General features: G+C 70.1%; 27 protein-coding genes. 5 read left to right on the top strand and 22 right to left on the bottom strand.

What is annotated here, in order from left to right; genetic code table 11:
• Positions 1-15 precede the first annotated feature (15 nt).
• From pyk to hisD, 16 genes are all read right to left on the bottom strand, one after another.
• Positions 16-1,431 carry a pyruvate kinase gene (gene pyk / locus ACT3UN_RS06805; protein WP_301441697.1) on the bottom strand — a complete coding sequence of 472 codons (1,416 nt, stop codon included), beginning with the start codon at positions 1,429-1,431 and terminating at the stop codon, positions 16-18.
• Positions 1,428-2,405 carry a prolipoprotein diacylglyceryl transferase gene (gene lgt / locus ACT3UN_RS06810; protein ID WP_441579364.1) on the bottom strand — a complete coding sequence of 326 codons (978 nt, stop codon included), beginning with the start codon at positions 2,403-2,405 and terminating at the stop codon, positions 1,428-1,430. The genes pyk and lgt overlap by 4 nt, the downstream gene beginning before the upstream one ends.
• The gene (gene trpA / locus ACT3UN_RS06815) at positions 2,402-3,175 is read right to left on the bottom strand and encodes a tryptophan synthase subunit alpha (RefSeq protein ID WP_301441699.1); all 774 of its coding nucleotides are present in this window, start codon (positions 3,173-3,175) and stop codon (positions 2,402-2,404) included. Before trpA ends, lgt begins: the two co-directional genes overlap by 4 nt.
• Positions 3,175-4,512 (bottom strand): tryptophan synthase subunit beta, encoded by a 1,338-nt coding sequence (gene trpB, locus ACT3UN_RS06820; RefSeq protein ID WP_301441700.1) that lies wholly within the window; start codon positions 4,510-4,512, stop codon positions 3,175-3,177. Before trpB ends, trpA begins: the two co-directional genes overlap by 1 nt.
• Before the next feature lie 30 nt (positions 4,513-4,542).
• Positions 4,543-5,355, bottom strand: a complete 813-nt coding sequence (trpC, locus tag ACT3UN_RS06825; RefSeq protein WP_301441701.1) for an indole-3-glycerol phosphate synthase TrpC — start codon at positions 5,353-5,355, stop codon at positions 4,543-4,545.
• 107 nt (positions 5,356-5,462) lie between these two features.
• A complete protein-coding gene (locus ACT3UN_RS06830) occupies positions 5,463-6,140 on the bottom strand; it encodes a TIGR02234 family membrane protein (RefSeq protein WP_301441702.1) in 678 nt (225 codons plus the stop codon).
• Entirely contained in the window at positions 6,137-7,678 is a 1,542-nt protein-coding gene (locus ACT3UN_RS06835; protein WP_301441703.1) for an anthranilate synthase component I, read from the bottom strand. Before ACT3UN_RS06835 ends, ACT3UN_RS06830 begins: the two co-directional genes overlap by 4 nt.
• Positions 7,671-8,057, bottom strand: coding sequence for a phosphoribosyl-AMP cyclohydrolase (gene hisI, locus ACT3UN_RS06840; protein WP_301441717.1), 387 nt, complete (start codon positions 8,055-8,057; stop codon positions 7,671-7,673). Before hisI ends, ACT3UN_RS06835 begins: the two co-directional genes overlap by 8 nt.
• A gap of 5 nt (positions 8,058-8,062) precedes the next feature.
• The gene (gene hisF, locus ACT3UN_RS06845) at positions 8,063-8,839 is read right to left on the bottom strand and encodes an imidazole glycerol phosphate synthase subunit HisF (protein WP_301441704.1); all 777 of its coding nucleotides are present in this window, start codon (positions 8,837-8,839) and stop codon (positions 8,063-8,065) included.
• A gap of 7 nt (positions 8,840-8,846) precedes the next feature.
• Positions 8,847-9,872, bottom strand: coding sequence for an inositol monophosphatase family protein (locus ACT3UN_RS06850; protein WP_444656799.1), 1,026 nt, complete (start codon positions 9,870-9,872; stop codon positions 8,847-8,849).
• On the bottom strand, positions 9,865-10,623 hold the full coding sequence (priA, locus tag ACT3UN_RS06855; protein WP_301441706.1) for a bifunctional 1-(5-phosphoribosyl)-5-((5-phosphoribosylamino)methylideneamino)imidazole-4-carboxamide isomerase/phosphoribosylanthranilate isomerase PriA: 759 nt from the start codon (positions 10,621-10,623) through the stop codon (positions 9,865-9,867). Before priA ends, ACT3UN_RS06850 begins: the two co-directional genes overlap by 8 nt.
• Positions 10,624-10,675: 52 nt before the next feature.
• Positions 10,676-11,335 (bottom strand): imidazole glycerol phosphate synthase subunit HisH, encoded by a 660-nt coding sequence (hisH, locus tag ACT3UN_RS06860; RefSeq protein WP_301441707.1) that lies wholly within the window; start codon positions 11,333-11,335, stop codon positions 10,676-10,678.
• A gap of 28 nt (positions 11,336-11,363) precedes the next feature.
• Entirely contained in the window at positions 11,364-12,617 is a 1,254-nt protein-coding gene (locus ACT3UN_RS06865) for an MFS transporter (RefSeq protein WP_441579366.1), read from the bottom strand.
• 29 nt (positions 12,618-12,646) lie between these two features.
• Entirely contained in the window at positions 12,647-13,243 is a 597-nt protein-coding gene (hisB, locus tag ACT3UN_RS06870) for an imidazoleglycerol-phosphate dehydratase HisB (RefSeq protein ID WP_441579362.1), read from the bottom strand.
• Positions 13,240-14,376, bottom strand: a complete 1,137-nt coding sequence (locus ACT3UN_RS06875; RefSeq protein ID WP_301441710.1) for a histidinol-phosphate transaminase — start codon at positions 14,374-14,376, stop codon at positions 13,240-13,242. The genes hisB and ACT3UN_RS06875 overlap by 4 nt, the downstream gene beginning before the upstream one ends.
• On the bottom strand, positions 14,377-15,696 hold the full coding sequence (gene hisD, locus ACT3UN_RS06880; RefSeq protein ID WP_301441711.1) for a histidinol dehydrogenase: 1,320 nt from the start codon (positions 15,694-15,696) through the stop codon (positions 14,377-14,379).
• Between the two features lie 92 nt (positions 15,697-15,788).
• Between hisD and ACT3UN_RS06885 the strand changes: the two genes are divergently transcribed.
• Positions 15,789-17,495, top strand: a complete 1,707-nt coding sequence (locus ACT3UN_RS06885) for a hypothetical protein (RefSeq protein WP_301441712.1) — start codon at positions 15,789-15,791, stop codon at positions 17,493-17,495.
• A gap of 16 nt (positions 17,496-17,511) precedes the next feature.
• Here the strand turns inward: ACT3UN_RS06885 and ACT3UN_RS06890 are convergent, their stop codons facing one another.
• Complete coding sequence (locus tag ACT3UN_RS06890; protein WP_301441713.1) at positions 17,512-18,033, bottom strand: hypothetical protein; 522 nt, start codon at positions 18,031-18,033, stop codon at positions 17,512-17,514.
• Positions 18,030-18,746, bottom strand: a complete 717-nt coding sequence (locus ACT3UN_RS06895; RefSeq protein WP_301441714.1) for an Rv0361 family membrane protein — start codon at positions 18,744-18,746, stop codon at positions 18,030-18,032. Before ACT3UN_RS06895 ends, ACT3UN_RS06890 begins: the two co-directional genes overlap by 4 nt.
• 114 nt (positions 18,747-18,860) lie before the next feature.
• Here ACT3UN_RS06895 and ACT3UN_RS06900 point away from each other — a divergent pair, with 114 nt between their 5' ends.
• From ACT3UN_RS06900 to ACT3UN_RS06915, 4 genes are read left to right on the top strand one after another with little or no spacing between them, the layout of a single operon-like run.
• The gene (locus ACT3UN_RS06900; RefSeq protein ID WP_301441715.1) at positions 18,861-19,397 is read left to right on the top strand and encodes a TetR/AcrR family transcriptional regulator; all 537 of its coding nucleotides are present in this window, start codon (positions 18,861-18,863) and stop codon (positions 19,395-19,397) included.
• An 11-nt stretch (positions 19,398-19,408) separates the two neighbouring features.
• The gene (locus ACT3UN_RS06905) at positions 19,409-20,251 is read left to right on the top strand and encodes a BRCT domain-containing protein (protein WP_441579809.1); all 843 of its coding nucleotides are present in this window, start codon (positions 19,409-19,411) and stop codon (positions 20,249-20,251) included.
• Between the two features lie 16 nt (positions 20,252-20,267).
• On the top strand, positions 20,268-20,789 hold the full coding sequence (locus ACT3UN_RS06910) for a hypothetical protein (RefSeq protein ID WP_441579810.1): 522 nt from the start codon (positions 20,268-20,270) through the stop codon (positions 20,787-20,789).
• Positions 20,786-21,787 (top strand): GTP pyrophosphokinase, encoded by a 1,002-nt coding sequence (locus ACT3UN_RS06915; protein WP_301443705.1) that lies wholly within the window; start codon positions 20,786-20,788, stop codon positions 21,785-21,787. The genes ACT3UN_RS06910 and ACT3UN_RS06915 overlap by 4 nt, the downstream gene beginning before the upstream one ends.
• On the opposite strand, the gene ACT3UN_RS06920 is transcribed toward ACT3UN_RS06915, so the two are convergent.
• From ACT3UN_RS06920 to dnaE, 4 genes are read right to left on the bottom strand one after another with little or no spacing between them, the layout of a single operon-like run.
• Positions 21,769-22,125 (bottom strand): RNA-binding S4 domain-containing protein, encoded by a 357-nt coding sequence (locus ACT3UN_RS06920; protein WP_301443706.1) that lies wholly within the window; start codon positions 22,123-22,125, stop codon positions 21,769-21,771. The genes ACT3UN_RS06915 and ACT3UN_RS06920 overlap by 19 nt on opposite strands.
• A gap of 3 nt (positions 22,126-22,128) precedes the next feature.
• Positions 22,129-22,359: a hypothetical protein gene (locus ACT3UN_RS06925; protein ID WP_301443707.1), complete on the bottom strand. Its 231-nt coding sequence runs from the start codon at positions 22,357-22,359 to the stop codon at positions 22,129-22,131.
• A gap of 19 nt (positions 22,360-22,378) precedes the next feature.
• The gene (locus tag ACT3UN_RS06930) at positions 22,379-23,026 is read right to left on the bottom strand and encodes an IMPACT family protein (protein WP_301443708.1); all 648 of its coding nucleotides are present in this window, start codon (positions 23,024-23,026) and stop codon (positions 22,379-22,381) included.
• Positions 23,023-26,586 (bottom strand): DNA polymerase III subunit alpha, encoded by a 3,564-nt coding sequence (dnaE, locus tag ACT3UN_RS06935; RefSeq protein ID WP_441582051.1) that lies wholly within the window; start codon positions 26,584-26,586, stop codon positions 23,023-23,025. The genes ACT3UN_RS06930 and dnaE overlap by 4 nt, the downstream gene beginning before the upstream one ends.
• Between the last annotated feature and the right edge of the window lie 114 nt (positions 26,587-26,700).

Here is a 26,700-nt window from a genome sequence, read left to right on the forward strand (position 1 = left end):
TGGTGGGGCCTCCTTCTACGCGGTGTCCTCGCCGAGCAGGTGGACGTGGATCATGTTGGTGTTACCCTCGGTTCCGGGGGGCGAACCGGCCACGATGACCACGGCGTCCTCCCGGGTGTAACCCGCCTTGCCCAGCAGGATGGAGTCCACCTCCTTCATGATCTCGTCGGTGGTGGAGACCTCGTTGGTCAGGTACGACTCCGCACCCCAGGTCAGGGCCAGCTGGTTGCGCACCTCCTGGTACGGGGTGAACACCAGCAGCGGCAGGTCGGAACGCAGCCGGGCCACGCGACGGGCGGTGTCGCCGGAGGCGGTGAAGGCCACGAGCGCGCGGGCGTTGAGCCGCTCGCCGATGTCCTTCGCCGCGAAGCTGATCACGCCACGCTTGGTGCGCGGCACGTGGGACAGCGGCGGCACCTCGCCGTCGATCTCGGCGGCGGTGACGATGCGCGACATGGTCTTGACCGTGTCCACCGGGTACTTGCCCACGGAGGTCTCACCGGAGAGCATGACCGCGTCGGCACCGTCGAGCACGGCGTTGGCGACGTCGGACGCCTCGGCGCGGGTCGGGCGGGAGTTCTCGATCATCGAGTCCAGCATCTGGGTGGCGACGATCACGGGCTTGGCGTTCTCCCGGGCGATCTGCACCGCCCGCTTCTGCACCAGCGGCACCTCCTCCAGCGGAACCTCGACACCCAGGTCACCACGGGCGACCATGATGGCGTCGAAGGCGAGGATGATCGGCTCGAGCGCGTCGACCGCCTCGGGCTTCTCCAGCTTGGCGATGACCGGCACGCGACGGCCGACCTCGTCCATGATCTCGTGGACCAGCTCGACGTCCGCCGGGGAACGCACGAACGACAGCGCGATGACGTCCGCACCCATGGTCAGGGCGAAACGCAGGTCGGCGATGTCCTTCTCCGACAGGGCCGGCACGGAGATGTTCATGCCGGGCAGGGACACGCCCTTGTTGTTGGAGACGGGACCGCCCTCGACGACCTCGCAGACCACGTCGTTACCGTCGATGGCCTTGCAGACGAGGCCGACCTTGCCGTCGTCGACGAGCAGGCGGTCGCCGGGGCGTGCGTCCCGGGCGAGCTGCTTGTAGGTGGTGGAGACCCGGTCGTGGGTGCCGGACACGTCGTCGACGGTGATCCGCACCTCCTCACCGGTCTCCCAGTAGGTCTTCTCCTCGGCGAACCGGCCGAGGCGGATCTTGGGTCCCTGCAGGTCAGCGAGAACGCCGACGGAGCTACCGCTCTCCTCGGCGGCCTGCCGGACCCACTCATAGTTCTGCTGGTGGTCCGCGTGCTCACCGTGGGAGAAGTTCAGGCGGGCGACGTTCATCCCCGCCCCAACGAGCTCACGGATCTTGTCGGCGGAGGCCACTGCCGGGCCCAGGGTGCATACGATCTTGGTGCGTCTACTCACCTGTCCGAGGATAACCCTGTGCCCCCGCCACCGCTACCACCGGATGCCTCAGGAGCTTCTGCATCGGGTTCGGTATCCCCTTCACCGTCCCCCTCCTGGTCCTCACGCGGCGGTCCTGCCACGTACTCCGGCTCTTCGCGGGTGCGTGAGCGGGTGAGGATGAACAATGTCAGGGCGGCGAGGAAGACCACTGCGGAGACCACGCTGTTGATGCGCACGTCGCCGAAGACCGTCGTCGCCGCGTCGGTGCGGAGCAACTCGATGAAGAAACGCCCGAAGGTGTACCCGGCCACGTAGAGCATGAAGACCCGTCCGCCACCCAGGCGGAACCGGCGGTCGGCCCACACGAGCAGGACGACCACCAGCAGGCTCCACACCATCTCGTAGAGGAACGTGGGCTGCACGGTCGCCAGCACGGTGCCGTCGGAGACCCCGTCCATCTGGTCGATGTTGCCGTCGGCGTCGACCCGCCGGTAGATCTCGAGTGCCCAGGGGGCGTCCGACTCCCCGCCGTAGAGCTCCTGGTTGAACCAGTTGCCGAGGCGTCCGATGGCCTGGGCGAGCAGGATCGGTGGGGCCACGGCGTCGGCGAAGGGGGCCAGCGGCACCTTCTTGTACGCCAGCACCGCCCACACGGCCAGGCCGCCGAGGACCACGGCACCCCAGATCCCCAGGCCACCGTTGGTGATCTTGAAGGCGTCGACCCAGTCGCGCCCCTCCCCGAAGTACAGGTGGTGGTCGGTGATCACGTGGTAGATCCGGCCACCGATGATGCCGGCGGGCACGGCGGCGATCGCGCAGTCGATCACGGTCTCCGGGTAGCCGCCGCGCGCCACGTAGCGCCGCACGGTCCAGAACACCGCCACGACGATGCCGGTGAGGATGCACAGCGCGTAGGCGCGCAGGGCGACCGGACCCAGGTGCCACACGCCCTGCGGCGGCGAGGGAATCGTGGCGAGGATCTGCGTACTCACCGACGGACCCCCTCGTACAGGTCCTTGGCCAGGGTTTCCAGTGCGTCCACACCGGAGGACGCCGCGGAGATCAGCGCGGAACCGACGATGACGCCGTCGGCGTAGTCGGCGATAGCGGCGGCGTGGTCGCCGTTCTTCACGCCCAGCCCGACGGCGACCGGCAGGTCCGTGGCCGCGCGGGTACGCGCGACGAGGTCGCGGGCGTCCGAGGAGACGTCCTCCTGCGCACCGGTGACGCCCATGTGCGACTGGGCGTAGATGAACCCGCCGCCGGCGTTGACCGTGAGGTCCAGGCGTTCGGCGGTGGTGGACGGCGCGACCAGGTAGACGTTGTCCAGACCGTTGGCCCGGCAGGCGTCGTTCCAGCGGGCGGACTCCTCCGGCAGCAGGTCCGGGATGATCGACCCGAGGCCACCGGCCTCGGCCAGCTCCTCGGCGAACTTCTCCGGGCCGTACTGCAGGATCGGGTTCCAGTAGCTCATGATGACCGCGCTACCGCCGGCGGCGGTGATCGCACGGACCACGGTGAAGGTGTCGCGGACGCGGAAACCGGCCTCCAGGGCGGTCGTCGCGGCCTCCTGGATCGTCGGGCCGTCCATCATCGGGTCGGTGAAGGGCACGCCCACCTCGATGAGGTCGGCGTGGCGGGCCAGCGCGGTCGCCAGCTCCACGGAGTCGTCCAGCGTGGGGTAGCCGGCCGGCAGGTAGCCGACGAAGGCGGCGTGGCCGTCGGCCCGGGCGGAGGTGAAGACCTCGGACAGTGTGCTCATCAGTTGTTCTCCTCGTCCGTGTGTGCCTCGCCCTGCTCCGGGTGCATGCCGAACCACGTTGCGGCGGTGTCGACGTCCTTGTCGCCACGTCCGGAGACGTTGACGATGAACACCGGCCGTGCCCCGTCGGACGTCGTCCTCTCCCCCGCGGTGTACTCGGCGCCGACCTTCACCGCCAGCGCGACGGCGTGGGCGGACTCGATGGCGGGGATGATGCCCTCGGTGCGGGTCAGCAGCCGGAAGGCCTCCATCGCCTCGGTGTCGGTGACCGGAAGGTACTCCGCCCGGCCCTGCTTGGCCAGGAAGGAGTGCTCCGGGCCCACGCCCGGGTAGTCCAGACCGGCGGAGATCGAGTGCGACTCGGTGATCTGGCCGTCCTCGTTCTGCATCAGCGCGGCGAAGGACCCCTGGAAGACGCCCTCGGAGCCCACGGTGATCGGCGCGGCGTGGCGTCCGGTCTCCACCCCGTCGCCACCGGCCTCGCCGCCGATGAGGGCCACACCCTCGTCGTCGATGAAGGGGTGGAACAGCCCGATGGCGTTCGAGCCGCCGCCGACGCAGGCCATGACCGCGTCCGGCAGACGACCGGACGCGGCGAGGATCTGCGCGCGCGCCTCGACACCGATGATGCGCTGCAGGTCCCGGACCATCTCCGGGAAGGGGTGCGGGCCGGCCGCGGTGCCGAAGCAGTAGTAGGTGTCGTCGGCGTTCGCGACCCAGTAACGCATGGCCTCGTTGATGGCGTCCTTCAACGTCGCCGAACCCACGGTCACCTCGATGACCTCCGCGCCGAGCAGACGCATGCGGGCGATGTTGAGGGCCTGGCGGCGCGCGTCGACCTCACCCATGTAGATCCGGCACTCCAGACCCAGCAGGGCGCACGCCGTCGCCGTAGCGACACCGTGTTGGCCGGCGCCGGTCTCGGCGATGACGTTGGCCTTGCCCATGCGCTTGGCCAGCAGGACCTGGCCGAGCACGTTGTTGATCTTGTGCGAGCCGGTGTGGTTGAGGTCCTCACGCTTGAACCACACGTCGGCACCGACGGCCTCGGAGAACCGTGCGCCGAAGTAGAGCGGCGACGGCCGGCCGGTGTAGTTGCGGTGCAGCTCGTCGAGCTCGTCGAGGAAGTCCTGGTCCGCCCGGGCCTTCGCCCAGGAGTCCTGGATCTCCTCGATGACGGCCATCAGGGCCTCGGGGATGTAGCGCCCCCCGTAGTTGCCCCAGTGACCGTTGTCGTCCGCGTCGTGCGCGGTCGGCACGGCGAGGACCTCCCCCGCCGTCGGCAGGCCGAGCGTGTTCTTGAAGTCACTTCTGTCGTTCCCGGATGGTGTACTCACACCCAGGAACTGTACATTACGCCGCGGACGTCACTTCGGCTCCGGGCGGAACGCGGGGTGCTGCCCGGCGGCGACCAGCGCGCGGCAGGCCTGCCCCGGGTTCGCCGCGGTGACGAGCCCCTCGCCCACCAGGATCGCGTTCGCCCCGGCGTTGGCGTAGGACTGCAGGTCGGAGGTGTTGCGAACCCCGGACTCCGCGACCTTGACCACGCTGTCCGGCAGCCGCGGCACGATCCGGGAAAACACGCCCGGGTCGACCTCGAGGGTCTTGAGGTTGCGGGCGTTGACACCGATGACGGACGCCCCGGCGGCGACGGCCCGGTCGGCCTCCTCCTCCGAGTGGACCTCCACCAGCGCGGTCATCCCGAGGGACTCGGTGCGGTCCAGCAGGGCGGTCAGCCGGTCCTGGTCCAGGGCTGCGACGATGAGCAGGACGACGTCCGCACCGTGGGCCCGGGCCTCGTGGATCTGGTACGGGTTGACGGTGAAGTCCTTGCGCAGCAGCGGCACGTCGACGGACGCACGGACCTTGTCGAAGTCGGCCAGCGAACCGCGGAAGCGCCGCTCCTCGGTGAGGCAGCTGATCACGCTGGCCCCGTTGGACGCGTAGGCCTTGGCGAGGATCTCGGGCTCGGGGATGTCGGCGAGGTGCCCCTTGGACGGGCTCGCACGCTTGACCTCGGCGATCACGCTCACCTCGGGGCCGGCCAGGGCGGCGCGGGCGTCCAACGCCGGGGGCATGTCCAGGGACATGGCCTTGATCTCGGCGAACGGGACCGCGGACTCGCGCCGCGCGGTGTCCTCGAGCACGCCGGCGATAATGTCGTCGAGTACGGTTGCCATCGTTCCTCCCGGGAGGTCAGGTGTCTGCGGTCAGGTGTCTGGTGCAGCTGAATGGACCAATGCTAACGCCACACCCCGGCGGGGACGACATCGGGGTGACGCGAAACTCACACCGGGCGGGCGTCGTCGCCTGAGTCACGGTCCTGCGTGTCACGGTCGGTGGGGTCCACGCCGGCGTCGAGGGCGTCCCACAGGACACGTCCGGAGTCGGGGTTGTCCTCCAGGTCCTTCTCCACGCCCTCGCGGCGGGCCTCGGGGGTCTCGTACTTGCTGTGGCCGGACCGCGCGGCACCCGGCTTCATCGCCAGCAGCACACCGCCGACCACGCCGAGTGCCGCCGAGACCAGGAAGAGCACCACGGGCCAGGTGTGCACCTGGCCGTCGAGCACCACGGCCCATTCGGAGATCTGCACGGGGTCGGACTCGCGCTGCGTACCCGCGCCACTGACCAGCAGCGCCTGCGCGCGTTCCAGGTCCGGGTCGCCGGAGAGCAGGTTCACCGCGGCGAAGCCGGCGGCGGCGGCCAGCAGTGCGGAGATGCCGCCGAGGATCCGTCGGGCCAGGGGCTGCAGCGCCATGGACAGGATCACTGCGGCGAGCATCGCCAGGGCCAGCGGGGTGCCGGCGGCGTCCCACACCGAGCCGATGATGTTCTTGACGGACTCGCCGCTCTTGTCGTCCTCGACCGTGACGGTCAGCCAGGTCATCTGGCCGGCACCCCACAGCCCGGCGGCACCGAGCACGGTCAGCAGCAGGGCCAGGCCGCGTCCTCCGAGGCGCTTCACCGTGCCACGTCCTGCATGGTCTCGGCGGCGGCGACGGCGCGCAGCACCGCCAGGGCCTTGTTCCGGGTCTCCTCGTCCTCGGCGTCGGGGTCGGAGTCGGCGACGATGCCGCCGCCGGCCTGCACGTAGACGGTGCCGTCCTTGTAGAGGCCGGTGCGGATGGCGATGGCCTGGTCGGCGTTGCCGGAGAAGTCGAAGTATCCCACGGTCCCACCGTAGACACCTCGTCGTGTGTCCTCCAGTTGGTCGATGATGCCCAGGGCAGAGGGCTTCGGTGCGCCGGACAGCGTGCCGGCCGGGAAGGTCGCGACGAAGGCGTCGAGGGCGGTCTTGCCCTCGGCGAGCCGTCCGCTGACCCCGGAGACCAGGTGCATGATCGCGCTGTAGCGCTCCACGTGGCGGAAGTCGTGGACCTCCACGGTGCCCGGGGTGCACACCCGGCCCACGTCGTTGCGGCCGAGGTCCACGAGCATCAGGTGCTCGGAGTTCTCCTTCTCGTCGTTGACGAGTTCTTTCTCCAGCAGCTCGTCCTGCTCGTAGCTGGCGCCGCGCGGCCGGGACCCGGCGATCGGGAAGGTGGTCACCCGGCCGTCGGAGACCTGCACCAGCGACTCCGGCGAGGAGCCGATGATCTGGAAGGCGGTCTCGGTGAAGGAGTCGTCCGGCACGTTGAGCAGGAACATGTAGGGGCTGGGGTTGGATACCCGCAGCATGCGGTAGACGTCCACGCCCGGCACGTCGGTGTCGAGTTCGAAGCGCTGCGACAGGACGATCTGGAAGGCGTCGCCGGCGCGGATGTGCTCCTTGCACGTCTCGATGCGGGCCTTGTGGTCGTCGAGGGCGCGCTGCCGGCGCGGCTGCGGTGCCGGTGTGCTGAACGTCGCCGAGGGCAGGTGTTCGCCGGACGCCAGGCGCCGCGCCATCTCGTCGACGCGCGCGACGGCGTCGTCGTAGGCCGCGTCGACGCGGTCATCGGAACCGTCCCAGTTCACCGCGTTGGCGATGAGCCAGATGGTGCCCTCGTGGTGGTCCATGACCGCCAGGGTGTCGGCGAGCAGCTGCACCATGTCGGGAACCTGCAGGTCGTCGGTGCAGGTGTCGGGGATGTCCTCGATGTAGCGGATCACGTCGTGACCCATGTAACCCACCAGGCCGGAGGTCAGGGTGGGCAGTCCGGGCACCGGGTCGGTGTGCAGCAGCTCCAGACTCTCCCGGATCACCGCCAGCGGGTCGGAGCCCTCCGGCACACCTGCCGGCGGGGTGCCGATCCAGTGCACGTCGCCGTCCTTGGCGGTCAGCGCGCAGCGCGCGCCGGTGCCGATGAAGGAGTGGCGTGACCAGGACTGCCCCGGTGCCGCGGACTCCAGCAGGAAGGTGCCGGGACGTCCGCCGGCGAGCTTGGTGTAGGCGCTCATCGCGCTCTCGCCGTCGGCGAGGACCTTGCGCGCGACCGGGACGACCCGGTTGCGCGCGGCCAGGCGGCGGAAGGTCGCCCGGTCGGTGATCGTGTAGGGGTCGGCGGTGTCGTACTCAGTCATCTGCAGGTCTTTCAGTTTGGAGCAGCCGGTCGGCGTCGAAGCAGGTGTGGTCCCCGGTGTGGCAGGCGCCGCCGGTCTGGTCGACGGTCAGCAGGACGGTGTCGCCGTCGCAGTCGAGGCGCACGTCGTGGACGTACTGGGTGTGTCCGGAGGTCTCCCCCTTCACCCAGTACTCCCCGCGGGAGCGCGACCAGTAGGTCGCCTTGCGGGTGGCGAGGGTGTGCGCCAGCGCGTGGTCGTCCATCCAGGCGAGCATCAGGACGTCGCCGGTTCCGTGCTCCTGCACGACCGCGGCGACCAGTCCGGACGCGTCGCGCTTGAGCCGTGCGGCCACGTCTGCGTCGAGCCCGACGGCCCGGACGTCCTCGTTGCTGGTCAGCGCGCTCACCGGCGCACCTCGATCCCCTGCTCCGCCATGGCGTCCTTGACCTCGCCGATGGCGATGTCGCCGAAGTGGAATACGGACGCGGCGAGCACGGCGTCGGCACCCGCCTGCACGGCGGGCGGGAAGTCCTCGACGCGTCCTGCCCCGCCGGAGGCGATGACCGGGATGGTCACCGCGGCGCGCACCCGGGCGAGCAGGTCGAGGTCGAAGCCGTCGCGGGTGCCGTCGGCGTCCATGGAGTTCAGCAGGATCTCCCCGACACCGAGCTCCTGGCCGCGCACGGCCCACTCCACCGCGTCGATGCCGGCGGAACGCGAGCCGCCGTGGGTGGTGACCTCGAATCCGCTGGGCTGGGGGTCCCCGTCGGCGGGCACGCGGCGCGCGTCGACGGACAGCACGATGCACTGGGCGCCGAAACGGGCGGAGAGCTCACTGAGCAGTTCGGGACGACTGATCGCCGAGGTGTTCACCGACACCTTGTCCGCGCCGGCGCGCAGCAGCTGGTTGACGTCCTCCTCCGAGCGCACCCCGCCACCGACGGTGAGCGGGATGAACACCTGGTCGGCGGTGCGGCGGACCACGTCGAGCATGGTGCCACGGCCGTCCTTCGAGGCGGACACGTCGAGGAAGGTCAGTTCGTCTGCGCCCTCGGCGTCGTAGCGTGCGGCGAGTTCCACGGGGTCGCCGGCGTCGCGCAGGTTCAGGAAGTTGACCCCCTTGACCACGCGGCCGTCGTCGACGTCCAGACACGGGATGACCCGTACAGCGACACTCATCGGATGCTCACCTTATTCCTCCCCGGTCCATGATCTCCTGGGCGTTGCGTGCGGCGGTGCCGATCGGCACCGAACGGATGTGGTCGAGCAGGATGGAGTGCACCTCCGGCTCGCCGGCCACCAGGCCGGAAACACCGGGGCGCCACGGGTCACCGTTGAAGTCGGTGACCACCCCACCCGCCTCGCGGACGAGCAGCAGGCCGGCGGCGTTGTCCCACAGGTTGGGGCTGAACGTCACCGTGCCGCCGAAGATGCCGGCGGCGGTGAACGCCAGGTCGATGCCGCACGAGCCGGTGACGCGCATGCGCGGATACGTCCGGCCGATGGCGTTGAGCATGTCCTGACGGTACGAGATCGGCAGGTTGCCGCGGCGCTGCGACAGGATCGAGCCGAAGCTGATCTGCGTGATGCCCGGGTTCGACGGCAGCATCGGACGCGCGGGGTGCCCGTCGACGTAGAGCCCGTGGCCCTTGCGCGCGGTGATGCGCTGGCCGAGCAGCGGCATCTCGGTGACCGCGACCACGGCCTCACCCTTGTGCACGAGGGCGACGAGGATGCAGCAGAACGGGTTGCCCACCGCGTAGTTGGCGGTGCCGTCGATCGGGTCGACGACCCAGCAGGTCTCGGGCAGTTCGTCGAGGCCGGGGTTCTTGTCCGCGTCGGCGCGGCTGAGCGACTCGCCGCGTTCCGGGGACGCGGGGCTGTCTTTCCTGTCGCGGCGCGGCCCGTCGAGGTCGTCGGCCATGCCGTCGTTCGGGTTGACCTCCACCGGTTCGCCGGGGAGCACGACCCCGTACTCCTCGCCGTGCACGGGCAGACCCGTGTAGCTGGTCAGCAGGTGACGCAGCTGGCGTTCCACGCTGAGGTCGGCCTCGGTGGCGAAGTCGCCCGGGCTCTTCATCACCGAGGGCTCGGCGCCGACGGCGGCGGAGAACGTCGCCTCCGCCTCGTCGACCGCGGCCTCGGCGATGGCCAGCAGCGCGCGGGTGTCGATCTCGTCGGTCTGGACCGTCTCGTCGCTGCCGTTACTCACCGGGCACCGCCTGGGCCTCTTCCCTGGTGACCGCGAGGGCCTCCTCGAGGGTGAACTTGTTGGCGTACAGGGCCTTGCCCACGATGGCGGAGTCCACGCCCTCGTCCGCCACGCCGGCCAGGGCGCGGATGTCGTCGAGGCTGGAGATTCCGCCGGAGGCGACGACCGGGGCGGAGGTGGCGGCGGCCACGTCGCGCAGCAGGTCGATGTTCGGGCCGTTGAGCATCCCGTCACGCGAGACGTCGGTGACCACGAACCGCGAGCAGCCCTGGGAGTCCAGGCGTTCCAGGACCTCCCACAGGTCGCCGCCGTCGGAGACCCAGCCGCGCCCGCGCAGCCGCCACTCGCCGTCGACCTGGCGGGTGTCCAGGCCGATGGCGACCCGGTCACCGTGCTCGGCGATGATCTTCTCGCACCACTCCGGGTTCTCCAGGGCGGCGGTGCCGATGTTGACCCGGCGGCAGCCGGTCGACAGGGCACGCTCCAGGGAGGCGTCGTCGCGGATACCGCCGGAGAGCTCCACCTTCACGTCGAGCCGTCCGATGACCTCGTTGAGCAGGTCGAAGTTGCTCCCCTTGCCGAAGGCGGCGTCCAGGTCCACGAGGTGGACCCACTCGGCACCGGCGTTCTGCCAGGCCAGGGCCGCGTCCAGCGGTGCACCGTAGCTGGTCTCGGAGCCGGCGGCCCCCTGGACGAGGCGTACGGCCTGTCCATCGGCGACGTCGACGGCGGGGAGCAGGGTGAGGGTCATGAGAAGTATCCTATCGCGTGGTTCAGGGTGCTGGTGGTGGTCTGACTGGACGTCACAGGGTGGCGAGCCAGTTGCGCAGCAACCGGGCTCCGGCCTCCCCGGACTTCTCCGGGTGGAACTGGGTGGCCCACAGCGGGCCGTTCTCGACGGCGGCGACGAACCTGCAGTCCTCGTGGGTGGACCAGGTCACCGACGGTGCCACGGTGTGCCCGTCGGTCTCCAGTTCCCAGGAGCGCGCACCGTAGGAGTGCACGAAGTAGTAGCGTTCGTCGGCGGCGGCGCCGGCGAACATCCGAGAGTCGGCGGGGGCGTCGACGGTGTTCCAGCCCATGTGCGGCAGGACGGACGCCTCCAGACGGCTCACCGTGCCCGGCCACTCGCCGCAGCCCTCGGCCCCGCTGCCGTCCAGCCCGCCGCCCTCGACCCCGCGGTCGAACAGGACCTGCATGCCCACGCAGATGCCCAGGACGGGACGTCCCCCGGCGAGCCGCTCCCCGATCATCCGGGGACCGTGCACGGCGCGCAGCCCGGTCATGCACGCCGAGTAGTTGCCGACGCCCGGCACGAGCAGACCGTCGGCGGCGAGGACGGTGTCCGGGTCCGCGGTGACCGTGACCTGCGCGCCGGCGTGCTCCAGCGCCCGCTGCGCCGAGCGCAGGTTGCCGGAACCGTAGTCCAGGAGCGCGACCGTGGGAGCTGCTTTTTCCACCATGTGCAGAGATCCTACAAGGCCGCGGGTCTCAGGATCCGCCCCGGGTACGCAAGCTACGCAGGCGTGTGCGGACGTTCTGGTGCTCGGTGACGCGGGAGCGTCCCAACACACGGTCGCCGGCCAGCGTGGCGGTGCCGACACCGACCAGTCCGGCGCCGACGAGGAAGGCCCCGCCGTAGCCGGTGGAGGTCGCCGTGACACCCAGCACCGTGGACCCGGCACCCGTGCCAGAGTCGAAGCCGATGTTCCACATCGCCGAGGCCTCGGACACCCGCTCCTTGGGCATGCGAGAGAACATCATCAGCAGGGTCTCGGACTGGATCGCACCGAAGCCGAGGCCGAACACCGCCGCGGCGCCCAGGGCGCCGGCGATGAGCGCCGCCCCGACCGGGGCGGTGTGGATCAGCGTGGACATCGCCAGCATGCCGCCGACGCAGAACAGTGAGGCGGCCACGACCAGTCGTCCCGGCTCGCCCATGCGGTCGGCCCACCAGCCGGAGATGGTGCGGCCCAGGATCTGGCCGGCGCCGATCACGGCCAGCGTGACGCCGGCCAGGGTGGCGGCCGCCGAGGCGTCGATCCCGCCCACGGCGGGGGCGGTGAAGGTGGAGAAGGCGCCGAAGCCCATCGCCCCGGTGCACAGTCCCACGATCGGCACCAGCACGAGCTTCCACAGCGGGGCGCGCACGGTGGCCGGCGCATCAGACGCATCAGACGCCGAGGACGCATCGGACGCCGCAGCGTCCTTCCGCACGCTCGCCGCGCGCAGCGACGGGATGCCGAGTGCACCGGCACCGCCGACCACCCCGCACGCCACGGCGACGAGGAAGACCACGTCGCCGGCGGCGGTGTAGAGCGGCAGGCCGACGGTGAATCCGATGATCTCGCCGACGCCGATCGAGGCGCCGAAGAAGGCGTTCGCCCGGCCGAGCTGCTGCGCCGGCACGAGTTCGGCGAGCAGCGCCGACTGCGCCACGGTGACCGCGCCGAAGCCCACGCCGCGCACCGCGGAGACCGCGAGCACCAGCCAGGACCCGGCGTCGATGAGGTAGAGCGCCGACGGAACGCCCAGCAGCACCGCACCGCAGAACATCACCGGGACGTAGCCCCACCGGCGCAGCAGGCGCGGCACGAAGACCTGGGTGATCACCGTCGCCGCCATGAAGATGCCGGTGGACAGGCCCGCCAGCGAGTCGCCGTATCCGGCGTCGAGCATGGCCACCGGGATGACCGGCAGCAGCATCGACCAGCCGAGGAAGGCGCAGAACACGCTCAGCAGCATCAGGGGCACGCCCCTGACCTTCAGAACGCTCACAGCGTGCCCTTGGTGGACGGCACCCCCGTCACCCGCGGGTCCGGCTCGACCGCCGCGCGCAGCGCCCGGGCGACCGCCTTGTACTCCGCCTCGGTGATGTGGTGCGGGTCGCGGCCGTAGAGGCAGCGCACGTGCAGGGCGATGCGGGCGTTGAAGGCCAGCGTCTCGAAGAAGTGCTCGTTGATCACGGTGGCGTAGTGCCCGCCGATCACGGTGGTCAGCATGGTCTCCGGTTCACCGGTGCCCACGAAGTAGGGGCGCCCGGAGACGTCCACCACCGCGTGCGCGAGGGTCTCGTCCATGGGGATGTGGGAGTCGGCGAAGCGGCGGATGCCCTTCTTGTCGCCGAGGGCCTCGTTGATCGCCTGGCCGAGCACGATGGCGGTGTCCTCGACGGTGTGGTGGGCGTCGACCTCGGTGTCGCCGTCGGCGTGCACGGTCAGGTCGAAGCACCCGTGGGAGCCGAAGGCGGTGAGCATGTGGTCGAAGAAGGGCAGGCCGGTGGCGATGTCGGTCGTCCCGGTCCCGTCGAGGTTGATCTCGACGGTGATCGAGGACTCCTTCGTGGTGCGTTCGATGCGGCTGGTTCTCACGTGAAATCTCCGATGATCGTTGCGGCGGCGGCGAGGAAGGCGTCGTTCTCCTGCGGGAGCCCGACCGTCATCCTCAGGTGGCCGGGGACCCCGACGTCGCGGATCAGCACGTCGCGGTCGAGGAAGCGCTGCCAGACGTCGTGGGCCGAGGAACTGGTGCCGGAGCCGGTACCGGGCAGCGTGAAGAAGATGAAGTTGGACTCGCTGGGCACCACACCGTAACCCAGTTCCACGAGTGCGGCGACGACCCGGTCGCGTTCGCCACGCAGGGCGTCGACGGTGGCCAGGGTCTCGTCGCTGTGGCGCAGGGCGACGGTCGCCGCCGCCTGCGACAGCGTGGAGAGGTGGTACGGCAGGCGCACCAGCATCACCGCCTCGATGAAGGCGGGGTCGGCGACGAAGTAGCCCAGGCGTCCGCCGGCGAAGTCGAAGGCCTTCGACATGGTGCGCGACACCACCAGGCTGGACGGGTACTCGGCGATCAGCGCGGTGGCGCTGGGTTCGGCGGAGAACTCCGCGTAGGCCTCGTCGACGATGACGATGCCGGGCGCGGCGTCCAGGATGCGGCGCAGGTCGGCCACGCTGGTGACCCCGCCGGTGGGGTTGTTCGGCGTGGTGACGAAGACGATGTCGGGACGGTTCTCCTCGATGGTGCGCACCGCGGCGTCGACGTCGATGCCGAAGTCCACCGCGCTGCGCGGCAGCTCGAGGAACTCGGTCTGCGTGCCGGCGGCGAGGATCGGGTGCATCGAGTAGCTCGGGGTGAACCCGAGCACGCTGCGCCCGGGTCCGCCGAAGGCCTGCAGCAGTTGCTGGAGGATCTCGTTGGACCCGTTGGCGGCCCACACGTTGTCCACCCCGACCGTGACGCCGGTCTGCCGGGTCACGTAGGACGCCAGCTCCCGGCGCAGCTCCACGCTGTCGCGTTCCGGGTAGCGGTTGAGGGTGGACGCCAGGCGGCGGACCTCGGCGACGAGGTCCTCGACGAGGCCCTCGCTGGGCGGGTACGGGTTCTCGTTGGTGTTGAGCTGGTTGGTCACGCTGAGCTGCGGGGCACCGTAGGCGGACTTGCCCTGCAGTTCAGGCCGCAGCGGCAGGTCGGACAGGGTGATCGGGGCGGCGTTGTCAGTCATCTAACGTTCCTCGCTCTCGAACCTCGCACGCACGGCCTCACCGTGGGCGGGCAGCTGCTCGGCGTCGGCCAGGGCGGTCACCGTGTCGGCGACCTCCTTGAGCGCGCCACGGTCGTAGCTGATCACGTCGACGTGCTTGAGGAAGGTGTGGGTCGACAGGCCCGAGGAGTGCCGGGCGGTGCCGGAGGTGGGCAGCACGTGGTTGGACCCGGCGGCGTAGTCGCCGAGCGGCACCGGCGCGTAGTGGCCCACGAACACGGCCCCGGCGTTGGTGATCCGGGCGGCCACGGCCGCGGAGTCGGAGGTCTGGACCTCCAGGTGCTCGGCCGCGTAGGCGTCGGCCACACGGACGGACTCGTCGAGGCTGTCGGTGAGGATGATGCCGGACTGCTCGCCGGTCAGCGCCTCGGCGACCCGGTCGGCGTTGAGGGTGACCTGGTAGCGGGCCTCGATCTCGCGGTCCACGGCGTCGGCCAGTTCCACGGAGTCGGTGATCAGCACGGAGGCTGCCATCACGTCGTGCTCGGCCTGGCTGATGAGGTCGTAGGCCACGGCGACGGGGTCGGCGGTGGAGTCGGCAAGAACGGCGATCTCGGTGGGTCCGGCCTCGGAGTCGATGCCGACCACCGAGCGGCACAGCCGCTTGGCGGCGGTGACGAAGATGTTGCCGGGCCCGGTGATCATGTCGACCGGCTCGAGATCCGGATCGGTTGCATCACCGTAGGCCATCAGGGCGACTGCCTGGCCACCGCCGACGGCCCACACCTCGTCCACACCGAGCAGCGCACAGGCGGCGAGCACGGTGGGGTGCGGCCAGCCGCCGAAGTCGGCCTGCGGCGGTGAGGACACCACGAGGCTGCCGACGCCGGCCTCCTGGGCTGGCACGACGTTCATGATCACCGAGGACGGGTACACGGCGTTGCCGCCGGGCACGTAGAGCCCGACGCGGTTGACCGGGATCCAGCGTTCGGAGACCACGCCGCCGGGGGCGACCTCGACCGAGGCGTCCTGCGGCTTCTGGGCGCCGTGGAAGGCGCGCACGCGCCGGACGGCCTCTCGCAGGGCGTCGGTGACCTTCGGGTCGAGGTCGCGCAGGGCGGCGGCGATGACGTCCTCCGGCACGCGCACCGACGGCGGTCGGACGTGGTCGAAGGTCTCCCCGTACTCCAGGGCGGCCTCGGCTCCGCGGTCGCGGACTGCCTCGACCACCGGTGTCACCGCGGGGAGAACATGGTCGATGTCGGTGCCGCCGCGCGGCAGGATTCGACGGAGTTCGGCGGTGGAGGGGGTCTGGCCCCTCAGGTCCAGGCGCGAGAGCATGGCGTGGCATCGTCTCCAGGGTCGGTGAACGGGTAACGTGTTGTGATTCTAGCCCGTTACCGCACCGAGGAAAGGACGGAGGGTCACCGCCGGTGTCCTCACACCCGCTACCGCTCGTCGACCTGCTGCAGGCGTCCGTCGCCGCCACGTCCGCCGGCGACCACGCCACCAGCTGGCGTCTCACGAGCCAGTTCGGCACCCGCCACTGGCTCGCCGATCCTGCGACAGACCTGCCGCAGGACGCCCCGGCGCACCTGCGCACCGAGTTCCACGTCCTGCGCGCCGCCGTCGCCGACCGCCTGGAGCTGCACGAGGAGTCCGCCGAGGCGGTCATGCAGTGGCGGCGCCTGGCCCGCGAGACCGGTGACGACGCCTCCTCCGTCCTCGCCGACTCCGCGTTGTGCCTGGTGGCGATGGTCGTGGAGTCCGACGGGGTGGACCTGGCCGACCTGCCGCCGGCCGCCCGCCTGCTCGACGACCTGCACGCCTCGATCCTCGCCTTTCGTCCCGACGCCGACGGACCCACCCTCGGGGAGGACGCCTCGATCACCGGGGCCACCCTGCCGCGCCACCAGGCCACGTGCCTGTCGTTGGCCGCGATGGGTGGGCTGACCTGCGCGACGTCGCTGGCGACGCCGGAGACCGCGCCACTGCGCCCGGTGTTCCGCGAACTCGCCGACCGTTTCACCGTCAACGGCGCCTCGGCCGGCGACCGCGAGCTCACCCGCGCCCAGCAGCTGCACGCCGAAGGCGAGGTGGAGGCCGCCGTCGCCGTGGCCACCACGATGCTGGCGTCCGACTCGCCCACCACCCGCTACGAGGCCCACGACCTGCTCGGCTACTTCGCCCTCACCGAGGACGACAACGACACGGTCCTGGAGCACTGGCGCCAGTGCGCCGAGATCGCCCTGGAGCTCGGCGCGCCCCTGGAGGGCATGCACCGGGCGGAGCAGGCCTGCCAGCTGCTCAACGCCGACGGCGACTACGCCGCCGCCCACGACCTGGCCGTGCGCGTCGACGAGGCTGCCGCCGGGGCACCGGTCTCCCCCGCCGTGCTGAACCTGCGTGCCGTGCGCGCCCGCGCCGCGATCGGCGTGGGCAACCTGGAGGAGGGACTCGCCCTGGCCGTGGCGACGGCCGACTGGTCGATGTTCTCCCCCGACACCGAACGCACCCTGGCCTGTCTCACCATGGCGTGCGTTGCCGCCTCGACCTCGGGGCAGCACGTGGTGACCGCGAACCTGCTGGAGCGCAGCTGCACGCTCTACCGCGAACTCGACCGCCCGTTGGCCGCGGCGCAGGCGCTGCGTACCGCCGCCCGCGAGCACCTCAACGTCGGTGACACCTCACGCGCCGTGGAGATGATGGAACGCTCCCGCCGGATACTGGAGGGCTCCGACGGGCTCGCCGACGACCCGATGTTCTCCTGGCACCTGGGTGACTGGAACGAGGACATGTCGGCGATCTGGGAGGACGCCGGCCGCGAGGACCTCGCCCTGGAGTACGCCACGCGTGCCGCCCGGTCCTTCACCGACGCCCGGGACCACAGCAGTGCGGCGATGAACTGGGTCGCCGCGGCGTCGCTGCACCTGGAACTCGGCCAGAACTCCTCCTGCGACGTGGCCCTGGACCGCGCCCACGGAGAGCTCCTGATGGTGCCGGAGGAGACCGGCGTCGAGGACGACGGGTTCGGGGAGGCTGACCCGGACGATGACCCGCAATATGACCTGCAGGATGCCGGCGACGAGGGGTCCGTCTGGCAGGCCTACCGCCAGCTACGGCAGCTGCGCGAGAGCTGACGTCAGCTGACCTGCCCTACCGCTCGAAGGCGGTGTCCGGGGCGAACAGCGAGCACGTCCAGTAGACGACCGCCGCTGCCGCCGGTGCGGCGAGGAACCCGGCCGCCCCGGTGACCCGGGACACGATGGTGAAGTCCTGACCCGGGCTGAGGCTGTCGGCGAGTCCGGCGGTGATCTCCGTGCCGTGCAGGGTCTCTGCCAGCCAGTTGCCGAAGAGCAGGAACACCCCGGCGCCGAGGAAGGCGAGCACGATCACGGCGATCATCATCACCGGGCCGCGCAGCCGGGGCGAGCGCCAGAACGACCAGCCGGCCAGCAGTGCGCCGAGCAGGCCGGTCGCCGCGGCGAAGACGGCGAAGGAGAGGAACGGGGCACCGGACGTCGCCGGGTCGACCTCGGCCGCGCCGGTGTCGGTGATCACCGCGGTGACCGCGGGACGCCACCATCCCCACAGAAGTCCGGAAATGCTGAAGACAGCCAGGAAGACCGTGAGGGTCTTCGCCGACTGTCCGATCAGTGTTCGACGGGATGACGTCATGCGGTGCTGCAGGTCTTCCACTGCCCGTCTTCGCGGACGTAGACCGCGGGTGAGGTCTGGCGCTGGCCCGCCATCTCCGCGTCGACGTTGGCGGTGGCGCGGTCACCGTTGACCTGGATGTCGTTGACCCCGTGGACGACGGGCAGGCTCGTGCCCTGGTCGGACATCACCTTGCTGGCCAGGGTGTTCTCCGACTGCCGCTCCAGGTCCTGCAGGATGGCGTCACGTCCACCGACCTGCTCCAGGTCCGCCGCACACGAGGTGTCGACGACCATGCGCTGGTACTCGCCCCAGGGCTTGTCCTCGCCGAGGCCCCGGGCCACGGCGGTGATCTGCGCGGCGTCGTCCTGACCTGCGGGGGCACCGGCGGCGTTGTTGCCGCCGCCCTGGGCGTTCACGCCGTCCTGGTTGTCCTCCGGGGCGGGCTCGGTGCCGTCCTGGTTCCCGGCACCTGCGTCCTCGGAGCCCTCGGCCCCGGCGTCCTCGGCGCTCTCGGACCCCTCAGGGTTCTCGGAGGAGGCCGCGGCGCTGCTGGAGCTCGTGGCGCTCGACGAACTGCTGGCCGTGCCGGACGCGCTGGTTGACGCCTCGTCGGCATCGTCGTCCGAGCCGCAGGCGGACAGGCCCAGCGTCGTCGCCAGTGTTACGGCGACGGCGCCGGTGAGGACCGCCCTGGTGATTCCCGGCCGGCGGCCAGACACCCGTGGTGACATGAAAGGTTCCCTTCTCGCACTCGTACTACAGCTACGACCCTACAACGTCGCCCGTCACCGGAACGTTAGCCGCACTCCCCCGGATCATCACACCGGATCGTTACACTGGGTGGGGTGCAGCTCAACCGCGACCGAATCCACGCCGCCGCCTTCGACATCCTCTCCGAGTACGGCCTCGGGGACCTCACGATGAGGCGACTGGCCAAGACCCTCGAGGTCGCCCCCGGTGCCCTGTACTGGCACTACCCCAGCAAGCAGGAGTTGCTCGGCGGGATCGCGGAGCGGATCCTGCTGGGCACCGAACAGCCGCAGGACGCCGGGGAGGACGCTGCGACGTCCGGCTGGCGTCCGCGCACCTACGCCGCCGCGGCGGGTGTGCTCGAAGGGTTGCTGGCGGTACGCGACGGCGCCGAGGTCGTCGCCGCCGCCCTGGCGGCGGGCACCACCGCCCACGACCCCGCCGACACCCTCGCCGCCGCACTGCAGGGTTCCCCGGCACAGGACTGTGAGCTGACCGGCTGGGTGCTGTCGCGCTACCTGCTGGGTGCGGCGACGGACCTGCAGACCGCCGAGGCCGCAGGCGGTTCGCCCCGTCCGGTGTCGCAGGTACTCTCCGGGGTCGACCTCGTCCTCGACGGCGTCGCCAACTAGGATCGGACGCCATGAGCACCACGGCAGCAGCGCACACGGTCACCGCACACGGGGCGGACGTCACGGTCGACGGCGACGGGGTCCGCGTCCGCAGGACACCGATGGGCCAGACCCTGCTGCCGCCCGAACTCGCCGAGTTGACCGTGGCTCCGGCGGACCTGCGCGGCTGGTACCACCACGCTCCGACGGCGAGTTCCCCCGGCTGGATCCAGTTCTCGCTGGCGACCGCGCCGGCGAACGCCGCGCTGCGGCCGGTGCGCGGTTTCCCCGCGACGCGCGGGGCGTCCGACGTGGTGGTCTTCGCCCCCGGGCAGCAGGAGGAGTTCGCCACGGTGCACCAGCTGCTGACGAACCTGCAGTCGGGCCAGCCCCTGGAGACCGTGCCCGAGACGCCCGCCGAGCCGGTGGAGAAGCCGGCCGAGAAACCGGCCGAGACCTCCGCCGGGAAGCCGGCCTCGACGAGCTCGACAAGTTCTTCCGCCCCGCAGCAGACGTGGAAGCGCGTCGCCACCCCGGACACCGTCCCGGAGGCGAATGCCTCAGCGGACGCCAACGGCCCCGTCTTCGGCCAGAACGTGACCGTCACCGGCGACTTCGCCCCCTACGAGAAGGGTGAGGTGTGGGACATGATCGCCGCGGCCGGCGGGACGGTCGGAAAGAACGTCACCAAGAAGACCACACTGCTGGTCATCGGCGAGTGGGGCTCGGTGACCAGCAAGGAGAAGCGCGCCCGCGAGCTCAAGGACAAGGGCCAGGAGATCTCCCTGTGGAGCTTCGACGAGTTCCTCTCCGCGCTGGGCAAGCCGCGGCGCCCGGATCTCGACGAGGTGAAGGGAACCTCCGCGCCGTTCTAGGAGTCCCTCTACCGGTATGAGCCGGAAACTCCACCTCCACACCGTCACCACCACCGGGCACGACCCTTTCGACCCCTTCGACCCCACCGCCCCGCTGAGCGTCCCCCTGGGCGGCGGCCTGGTCGCCGTGGTGCACGACGGGCCCACCCCACTCACCGTGGCCGACCTGAGCGTGCACCGCAGCAGCGCGGCCCTGCTGTGGCAGCAGGCCGCCACGGACATGCTCGGCGTCCTGGGCGACCTCACCGCCGTGCACGGCACCGCCCTGCGCCACCGCGACGACGGAGGGGGCGTGCGCGAGATCGCGGTCATCGGCGCCCCCTTCCCCGCCGCCGGGCTGATCGCCCACCCCCTGCTCGCGATCCCGACGCACCGCATCCTGTGCGGGGACGACCACCACCTCTCCACTGCGGTCTCCTTCCACGTCACCGCCGACCAACGCCTGTTCGTCTCCTCGGGACCGACACCCTCGGTACCGTGCACCGGCCCGATCGACGTCTCGGCCGGACACTGCAAGGCGCTAGAGTCGGTGCCATGAAAGATTCCGCCGTCCTGCACGACTTCGACTCCTGGCTCGCCGGGCACCCCACGGTGGTGCCGGACATCCAGAAGGTCCTCTCCGACGAGCTCTCGGACGCGGGCCTGGCCTTCGACCAGGTGTCGGTGCGCATCAAGGACCGTGGGAGCTACCTGGCGAAGATCCACGACCCCGCCCACCCCGACTACCAGGACTTCGAGTCCGCGTACGACGTGCTCGGGGTGCGTGTCACCGTGTACACGACCTCCGACATCGTCCTGCTGGTGGAGGTGATGCGAAGCCTGTTCGACGTCGTCTCGGTCACCGACAAGGCGGCGCAGACCGCGGTGCGCGGCGAGTTCGGCTACGCCTCCTCCCACGTGATCGCCCGGGTCAGCGGGCGGCGGCTGCCCACCCTCACCGACGGCACCGACCTGGACGGCAGGTTGATCGAGATCCAGGTGCGCACCGTGCTGCAGCACGCGTGGGCGGAGTTCGAGCACGACGTGCGCTACAAGAACCCCGGCCACGAACTCAGCCCGGAGGTGCACCGCGCGTTCACGCTGGCGGCGGGGCTGATCGAACTGGCCGACCAGCAGTTCGACAACGTCGCGCGCGCCACCAGCGTCGAGGAGGCCCCCGACGAGTCCGGGGACACCGCGGACACCGAACTCACCGCCACGATGCTGCCCGGTGTGCTCACCATGCTGGTCGGCGGCGGCTACCCGATGTCGAAGGCCGAGTACTACCGCTTCGCCGTGGACATGCTCGCGGCCAACGGTGTCACCACCATCGGCGAACTCAGCGTCCTGTGTTCCCCGGAGGCACTGGCCGGGCTCCAGGAGACGATGGGCTACGACTACCCGCCCGGTCAGGTACGCCTGATCGACGACCTGCTGCTGTACACCTACGGCCGTGACCACATCCGCCGCACCGTGCACATCGGCGACCACGCGTCCTCGCGTCCGGGCCGGCTGGGCAACCGGTGGCAGCGTATGGGTCAGCGCCCGCGCAGCTGATCGATCTGGCGGCGCTCACGTTTGGTGGGCCGTCCGGTACCCCGGTCACGCCGCGGGATGGACGCCAGCACCTCCTTCGACGGCGGTGGTGGTGAGTGGTCCACGTAGCACTGCCGGGCGTGTGGGGCGCCGACGCGTTTGCTCACGAGCTCGGCGACCTCCACGACGTACTCGCGGTGGTTCACCCGGGCGCGCACGGTGTCGCCCACCGCGACGGTCTGCGCGGGTTTCACCGCCGCGTCGTTGACCTTCACGTGCCCGGCACGGCAGGCGTCAGCGGCGGCGGAGCGGGTCTTGTACAGCCTCACGGACCACACCCACGCGTCGATCCGGGCCACCGCTCACCACTCGTCCTTGTGGTTGAGCACCTCGCGGACCTTCACCGCGTTCCAGCCCAGCACGACCAGGGCGACGATGGCGATGACGAGGAAGAAGGTGGTCGCCGTGGTCAGCACGGCCAGCACCCCTCCGGCGACCGCGATGCCCCCGGACACCTGGATCGACCGCGACCGCTTTCGGACGTCGGCCTTACGACGGGCAACGGGATTGTCGGAGTTGTTGTCCATGGTCATACCTGGAGTCTACCCCCGTTCACCGGGCTTGGACGTCGTCCCAGCGAGACCCGTCGCGTACAACTTCCAGCGTCCCACCTGAAATTTCGCTGACAATCCCGCCCGGGTCCTCCCCGGCCGCGACGGTGAGCGTGAGCGTGACCGTCGCGGAGTAGGACGCCGCGACGTCCAGCCCCCGCGCCCGCAGCTCCGCCTCGACGCGTCCTGCCTCGGCGTGGTCGACGTCCAGCGTCCACACGTCGCGCGGTTCCCGGCGTAGCACGCTGACCCGCTCCAGCACCGCGCGCGTGGCGTCCTGGTAGGCGCGCACCAGTCCGCCGGTGCCGAGCTTGACCCCGCCGAAGTAGCGCACGACCACCACGGCGACGTCCTGCAGGCCCGAACCACGCAGCACCTCGAGCATCGGCTGGCCGGCGGTGCCGGCGGGTTCGCCGTCGTCGCTGGAACGTTCCACCGGGTTGGCGCCGTCGACGTGCAGGACGTAGGCGCTGCAGTGGTGACGGGCGTCGGTGTAGGCCGCACGGACCTCGGCGAGGAAGTCCCGGGCGTCGGCCTCGTCGGTGACGCGGGCGGCACAGGCGATGAAGCGGGAGCGCTTGACCTCCGTCTCCGCGACGGGCCGGTCGGTTCCGGGGCGCAGGTAGGCCGGGGTGGGGGCGGCACTCACCCGAGCACGCCGGCCCAGGTCGACGCCTTCAGGTCCCCCATCAGCGAGGACGTGCGCGCCACCCGCAGGTCCGCGGGCAGCATGTACTGCAGCTCCTCCGTGCCGTCGAAGAGGGTGAGGTAGACGTCCGAGTCGCCCTTGTTGTTGTGCAGCACGCCCTTGAGGCGGTCCATGTTGTCCGGGGTGCACTGGTCGATGCGCATGCGCAGACGCAGGGGGACGCCGGCCCCGGCGCCGACGGAGAGCTCTGCGGGCTTGAGGTCGTTGCAGAACAGGCTGGTGCGGTCGTCGCGGATGCTGACCTCGGCCTGGGCGAGGATGATGTTGTCCTCGGCGATCATCGGGGCGACCATCGCGTAGGTCCGGGAGAAGCACAGCAGCTCGATCTGCGCACCGTGCTGGTCCTCGATCGTCACGATGGCCCAGGGGTTGCCCTTCTTGTCCACGCGGCGGTCCACGCTGGAGATGATGCCGCCGACCTTGATGGCCCGCTTGTCCGGCAGTTCGCCGGAGATCACCGTGGTCAGGGGCGTGTCGATCTGGGAGTCCAGGGACGCCTCGAACCCGTCCAGCGGGTGGCCCGAGACGTAGAGCCCGAGCATCTCGCGTTCCAGGGTGAGCTCGTGCTTGCGCTCCCAGTGCTGGTCGGGGACGTCGACCTTGAAGGCGTCGTCCTCCACCGCGTCGAGCCCGGAGAACAGGTCGTACTGGCCGCGCGCGGCGGCCTTCTTCGTGGAGGTCACCGAGTCGACGGCGTCCTCGAAGACCAGCATCAGGCCCTTGCGCGGGTGGCCGAGCGAATCGAAGGCACCGGCCTTGATCAACGACTCGGTGACACGCTTGTTGCAGGCGGTGGCGTCGATCTTGTCGAGGTAGTCGGAGAAGTCCTGGAAGGGGGTCTTCTCCTTGCGCGTCGCCACGATCGAGTCGACGACGTCCTCACCGACGTTGCGCACCGCGCCCAGCCCGAAGCGGATGTCCTGGCCGACGGGCTTGAAGGTGTAGTCGGACTCGTTGACGTCCGGCGAGAGCACGTTGATGCCCAGGTGGCGGCAGTCCGCGAGGTAGATCGCCGACTTGTCCTTCTTGTCCGCCACCGAGGTCAGCAGGGCCGCCATGTACTCGGCGGTGTAGTGCTCCTTGAGGTAGGCGGTCCAGAAGCTGACCAGGCCGTAGCCGGCGGCGTGCGACTTGTTGAACGCGTAGCCGGCGAAGGGCAGGATCGTGTCCCACAGGGTCTTGATCGCGGCGTCGGAGAAGCCGTTCGACTTCATCCCGGCCTCGAAGTTCTCGAACTCCTTGGCCAGCACCTCGGGCTTCTTCTTGCCCATGGCCTTACGGAACCCGTCGGCCTGACCGGCGGTGTAGTTCGCGACCTTCTGGGAGATCCTCATGATCTGCTCCTGGTACACGATCAGACCGTAGGTCTCCTCGAGGATGTCCTGGAGCGCCTCGGCGAGCTCCGGGTGGATCGGCTCGATGGGCTTGCGCCCGTTCTTGCGGTCGGCGTAGTCCCAGTGCGCGCCGACACCCATCGGCCCCGGACGGTAGAGCGCCAGGGCGGCGACGATGTCGTTGAAGCCGGTCGGGCGCATACGCTTCAGCAGCTCCTGCATGCCGCCGGAGTCGAGCTGGAAGATGCCGAGGGTGTCGCCGCGGGCCAGCAGTTCATAGGACTGCGGGTCGTCGGTGGTCAGGCCCTCGAGGTCGAGGTCCTCGTCCCGGTTCTTCTTGATGTTCTCGATGCAGTCGCCGATGACGGTGAGGTTGCGCAGCCCCAGGAAGTCCATCTTCAGTAGGCCGATGGCCTCACAGGCCGGGTAGGGCCAGCCGGTGATGATCGCGCCGTCCTGCTGACGCTTCCACATCGGGATGTGGTCGAGCAGCGGGACGGACGCCATGATCACCGCGCAGGCGTGCACGCCGGCCTGGCGCACCACGCCCTCCAGACCGAGGGCGTCGTCGTAGATCTCCTTGACCACCGGGTCGGTCTCGATGAGGGTGCGGATCTCCGCGGCCTCCTGGTAGCGGTCGTGGTTGGGGTCCATGATGCCGGACAGGGGGATGTCCTTGGCCGCCTGCGCCGGGGGCAGGGTCTTGGTGATGCGGTCGGCGATCTGGAAACCGGGCTGGCCGTGGTGGGCGCGCGCGGCGTCCTTCAGCGCCTGCTTGGTCTTCACCGTGCCGAAGGTGATCACCTGGGCGACCTTGTCCTGGCCCCAGTTGTCCGCGGCGTAGCGGATCATCTCGCCACGACGGCGGTCGTCGAAGTCGATGTCGATATCGGGTGCGGACGGACGCTCCGGGTTGAGGAAGCGCTCGAACATCAGCCCGTGGTCGATGGGGTCGATGTTGGTGATCGTCAGCGCGTAGGCCACCAGGGCGCCGGCGGCGGAACCACGGCCCGGCCCCACGCGGATGCCGATGGAGCGGGCGTGCTTGATCAGGTCGGCGACGACGAGGAAGTAGGACGGGTAGCCCTTCATGTCGATGACGTCGATCTCGTAGTCGGCCCGGTCGAGGTACTCCTTGGGGACCTCACCGCCGTTGAAACGCTCGACCAGGCCGAGCTGGACCTCGTGGCGCAGCCAGGTGGTGGGCGTGTGGCCCTCGGGGACGTCGTAGTTCGGCATGCGGTCGTGGGTGTGCTCCTCCCACAGCTCGCCGTAGTCCTGGACGCGCTCGGCGATCCAGAGGGTGTTGTCGCAGCCGTCGGGCACGATCGGGTCCCAGTAGTTGCGCAGTTCCTCGGCGGGCTTGATGTAGTAGCCGTCGCCGGAGAAGGCGAAGCGACGCCCGCCCTCGTCCAGGGTCGGCTCGTCCATCGTGGCACCGGTCTGCACGCACAGCATGACCTCGTGCGGCTTGGCCTGCTTCTGCAGGACGTAGTGGCAGTCGTTGGTGACCAGCGGCGGAAGGTCCAGCTTGCGGCCGATCTCCAGGAGCTCGTCGCGGACGCGCTTCTCGATCTCCAGGCCGTGGTCCATCAGCTCGAGGAAGTAGTTGTCTCGGCCGTAGATGTCCTGCCACATCGCCGCGGCCTCCAGGGCCTTGTCGAACTGGCCCAGACGCAGGCGGGTCTGCACGTCGCCGGACGGGCAGCCGGTGGTGGCGATGATCCCGTCGGCGTGCTCGGCGACGATCTCGGCGTCCATCCGCGGGTACTTCGAGACCTGCCCCTCGTAGCTGGCCAGGGAGGACAGTCGGAAGAGGTTGCGCAGCCCGGTGGCGTTCTCCGCCATCATGGTCTGGTGCAGGTAGTAGCCGCCGCCGGCGACGTCGTTGCGCTTCTGGTCGGGCTCGCCCCAGCGCACCCGGTCCTTGATCAGGCGGGACTCCGGCGCCATGTAGCACTCGATGCCGATGATGGGTTTGATGCCGGCACCGGTCATCGCCCGGTAGAAGGCGTCGGAGCCGAACATGTTGCCGTGGTCGGTCATGCCCACCGCGGGCATGCCCTGCCGCGACACCTCTTCGGCGAGCAGGTCCACCTTCGCCATCCCGTCGAGCATGGAGTACTCGGTGTGATTGTGCAGGTGGACGAAGGAGGACTTCTTCATGCGGGTCAGTCTACCGGCGGTGGCAAGTCGGGCGACCGGGAGATCGGGGTGCACCGGACGTCCCCGCGGCGCCATACCGTGCTACACGTGCCATACGGTGCTGTACCTTGCTCC

The sequence above is a fragment of the Corynebacterium sp. AOP12-C2-36 genome (assembly GCF_052379185.1).
In the GTDB taxonomy this organism is placed as follows: domain Bacteria; phylum Actinomycetota; class Actinomycetes; order Mycobacteriales; family Mycobacteriaceae; genus Corynebacterium.

Bases quoted from the DNA above. Each gene is read 5' to 3' on its own strand.
- hisD (WP_301441711.1), bottom strand. From the start codon at position 15,696: ATGCTCTCGCGCCTGGACCTGAGGGGCCAGACCCCCTCCACCGCCGAA.
- ACT3UN_RS06875 (WP_301441710.1), bottom strand. From the start codon at position 14,376: ATGACTGACAACGCCGCCCCGATCACCCTGTCCGACCTGCCGCTGCGG.
- priA (WP_301441706.1), bottom strand. From the start codon at position 10,623: ATGACCCTCACCCTGCTCCCCGCCGTCGACGTCGCCGATGGACAGGCC.
- trpC (WP_301441701.1), bottom strand. From the start codon at position 5,355: ATGGCAACCGTACTCGACGACATTATCGCCGGCGTGCTCGAGGACACC.
- dnaE (WP_441582051.1), bottom strand. From the start codon at position 26,586: ATGAAGAAGTCCTCCTTCGTCCACCTGCACAATCACACCGAGTACTCC.
- hisF (WP_301441704.1), bottom strand. From the start codon at position 8,839: ATGAGTGTCGCTGTACGGGTCATCCCGTGTCTGGACGTCGACGACGGC.
- hisH (WP_301441707.1), bottom strand. From the start codon at position 11,335: ATGGTGGAAAAAGCAGCTCCCACGGTCGCGCTCCTGGACTACGGTTCC.
- ACT3UN_RS06905 (WP_441579809.1), top strand. From the start codon at position 19,409: ATGAGCACCACGGCAGCAGCGCACACGGTCACCGCACACGGGGCGGAC.
- trpA (WP_301441699.1), bottom strand. From the start codon at position 3,175: ATGAGCACACTGTCCGAGGTCTTCACCTCCGCCCGGGCCGACGGCCAC.
- ACT3UN_RS06895 (WP_301441714.1), bottom strand. From the start codon at position 18,746: ATGTCACCACGGGTGTCTGGCCGCCGGCCGGGAATCACCAGGGCGGTC.
- ACT3UN_RS06835 (WP_301441703.1), bottom strand. From the start codon at position 7,678: ATGACTGAGTACGACACCGCCGACCCCTACACGATCACCGACCGGGCG.
- ACT3UN_RS06925 (WP_301443707.1), bottom strand. From the start codon at position 22,359: ATGACCATGGACAACAACTCCGACAATCCCGTTGCCCGTCGTAAGGCC.
- ACT3UN_RS06890 (WP_301441713.1), bottom strand. From the start codon at position 18,033: ATGACGTCATCCCGTCGAACACTGATCGGACAGTCGGCGAAGACCCTC.
- ACT3UN_RS06865 (WP_441579366.1), bottom strand. From the start codon at position 12,617: ATGCTGCTGAGCGTGTTCTGCGCCTTCCTCGGCTGGTCGATGCTGCTG.
- ACT3UN_RS06910 (WP_441579810.1), top strand. From the start codon at position 20,268: ATGAGCCGGAAACTCCACCTCCACACCGTCACCACCACCGGGCACGAC.
- ACT3UN_RS06915 (WP_301443705.1), top strand. From the start codon at position 20,786: ATGAAAGATTCCGCCGTCCTGCACGACTTCGACTCCTGGCTCGCCGGG.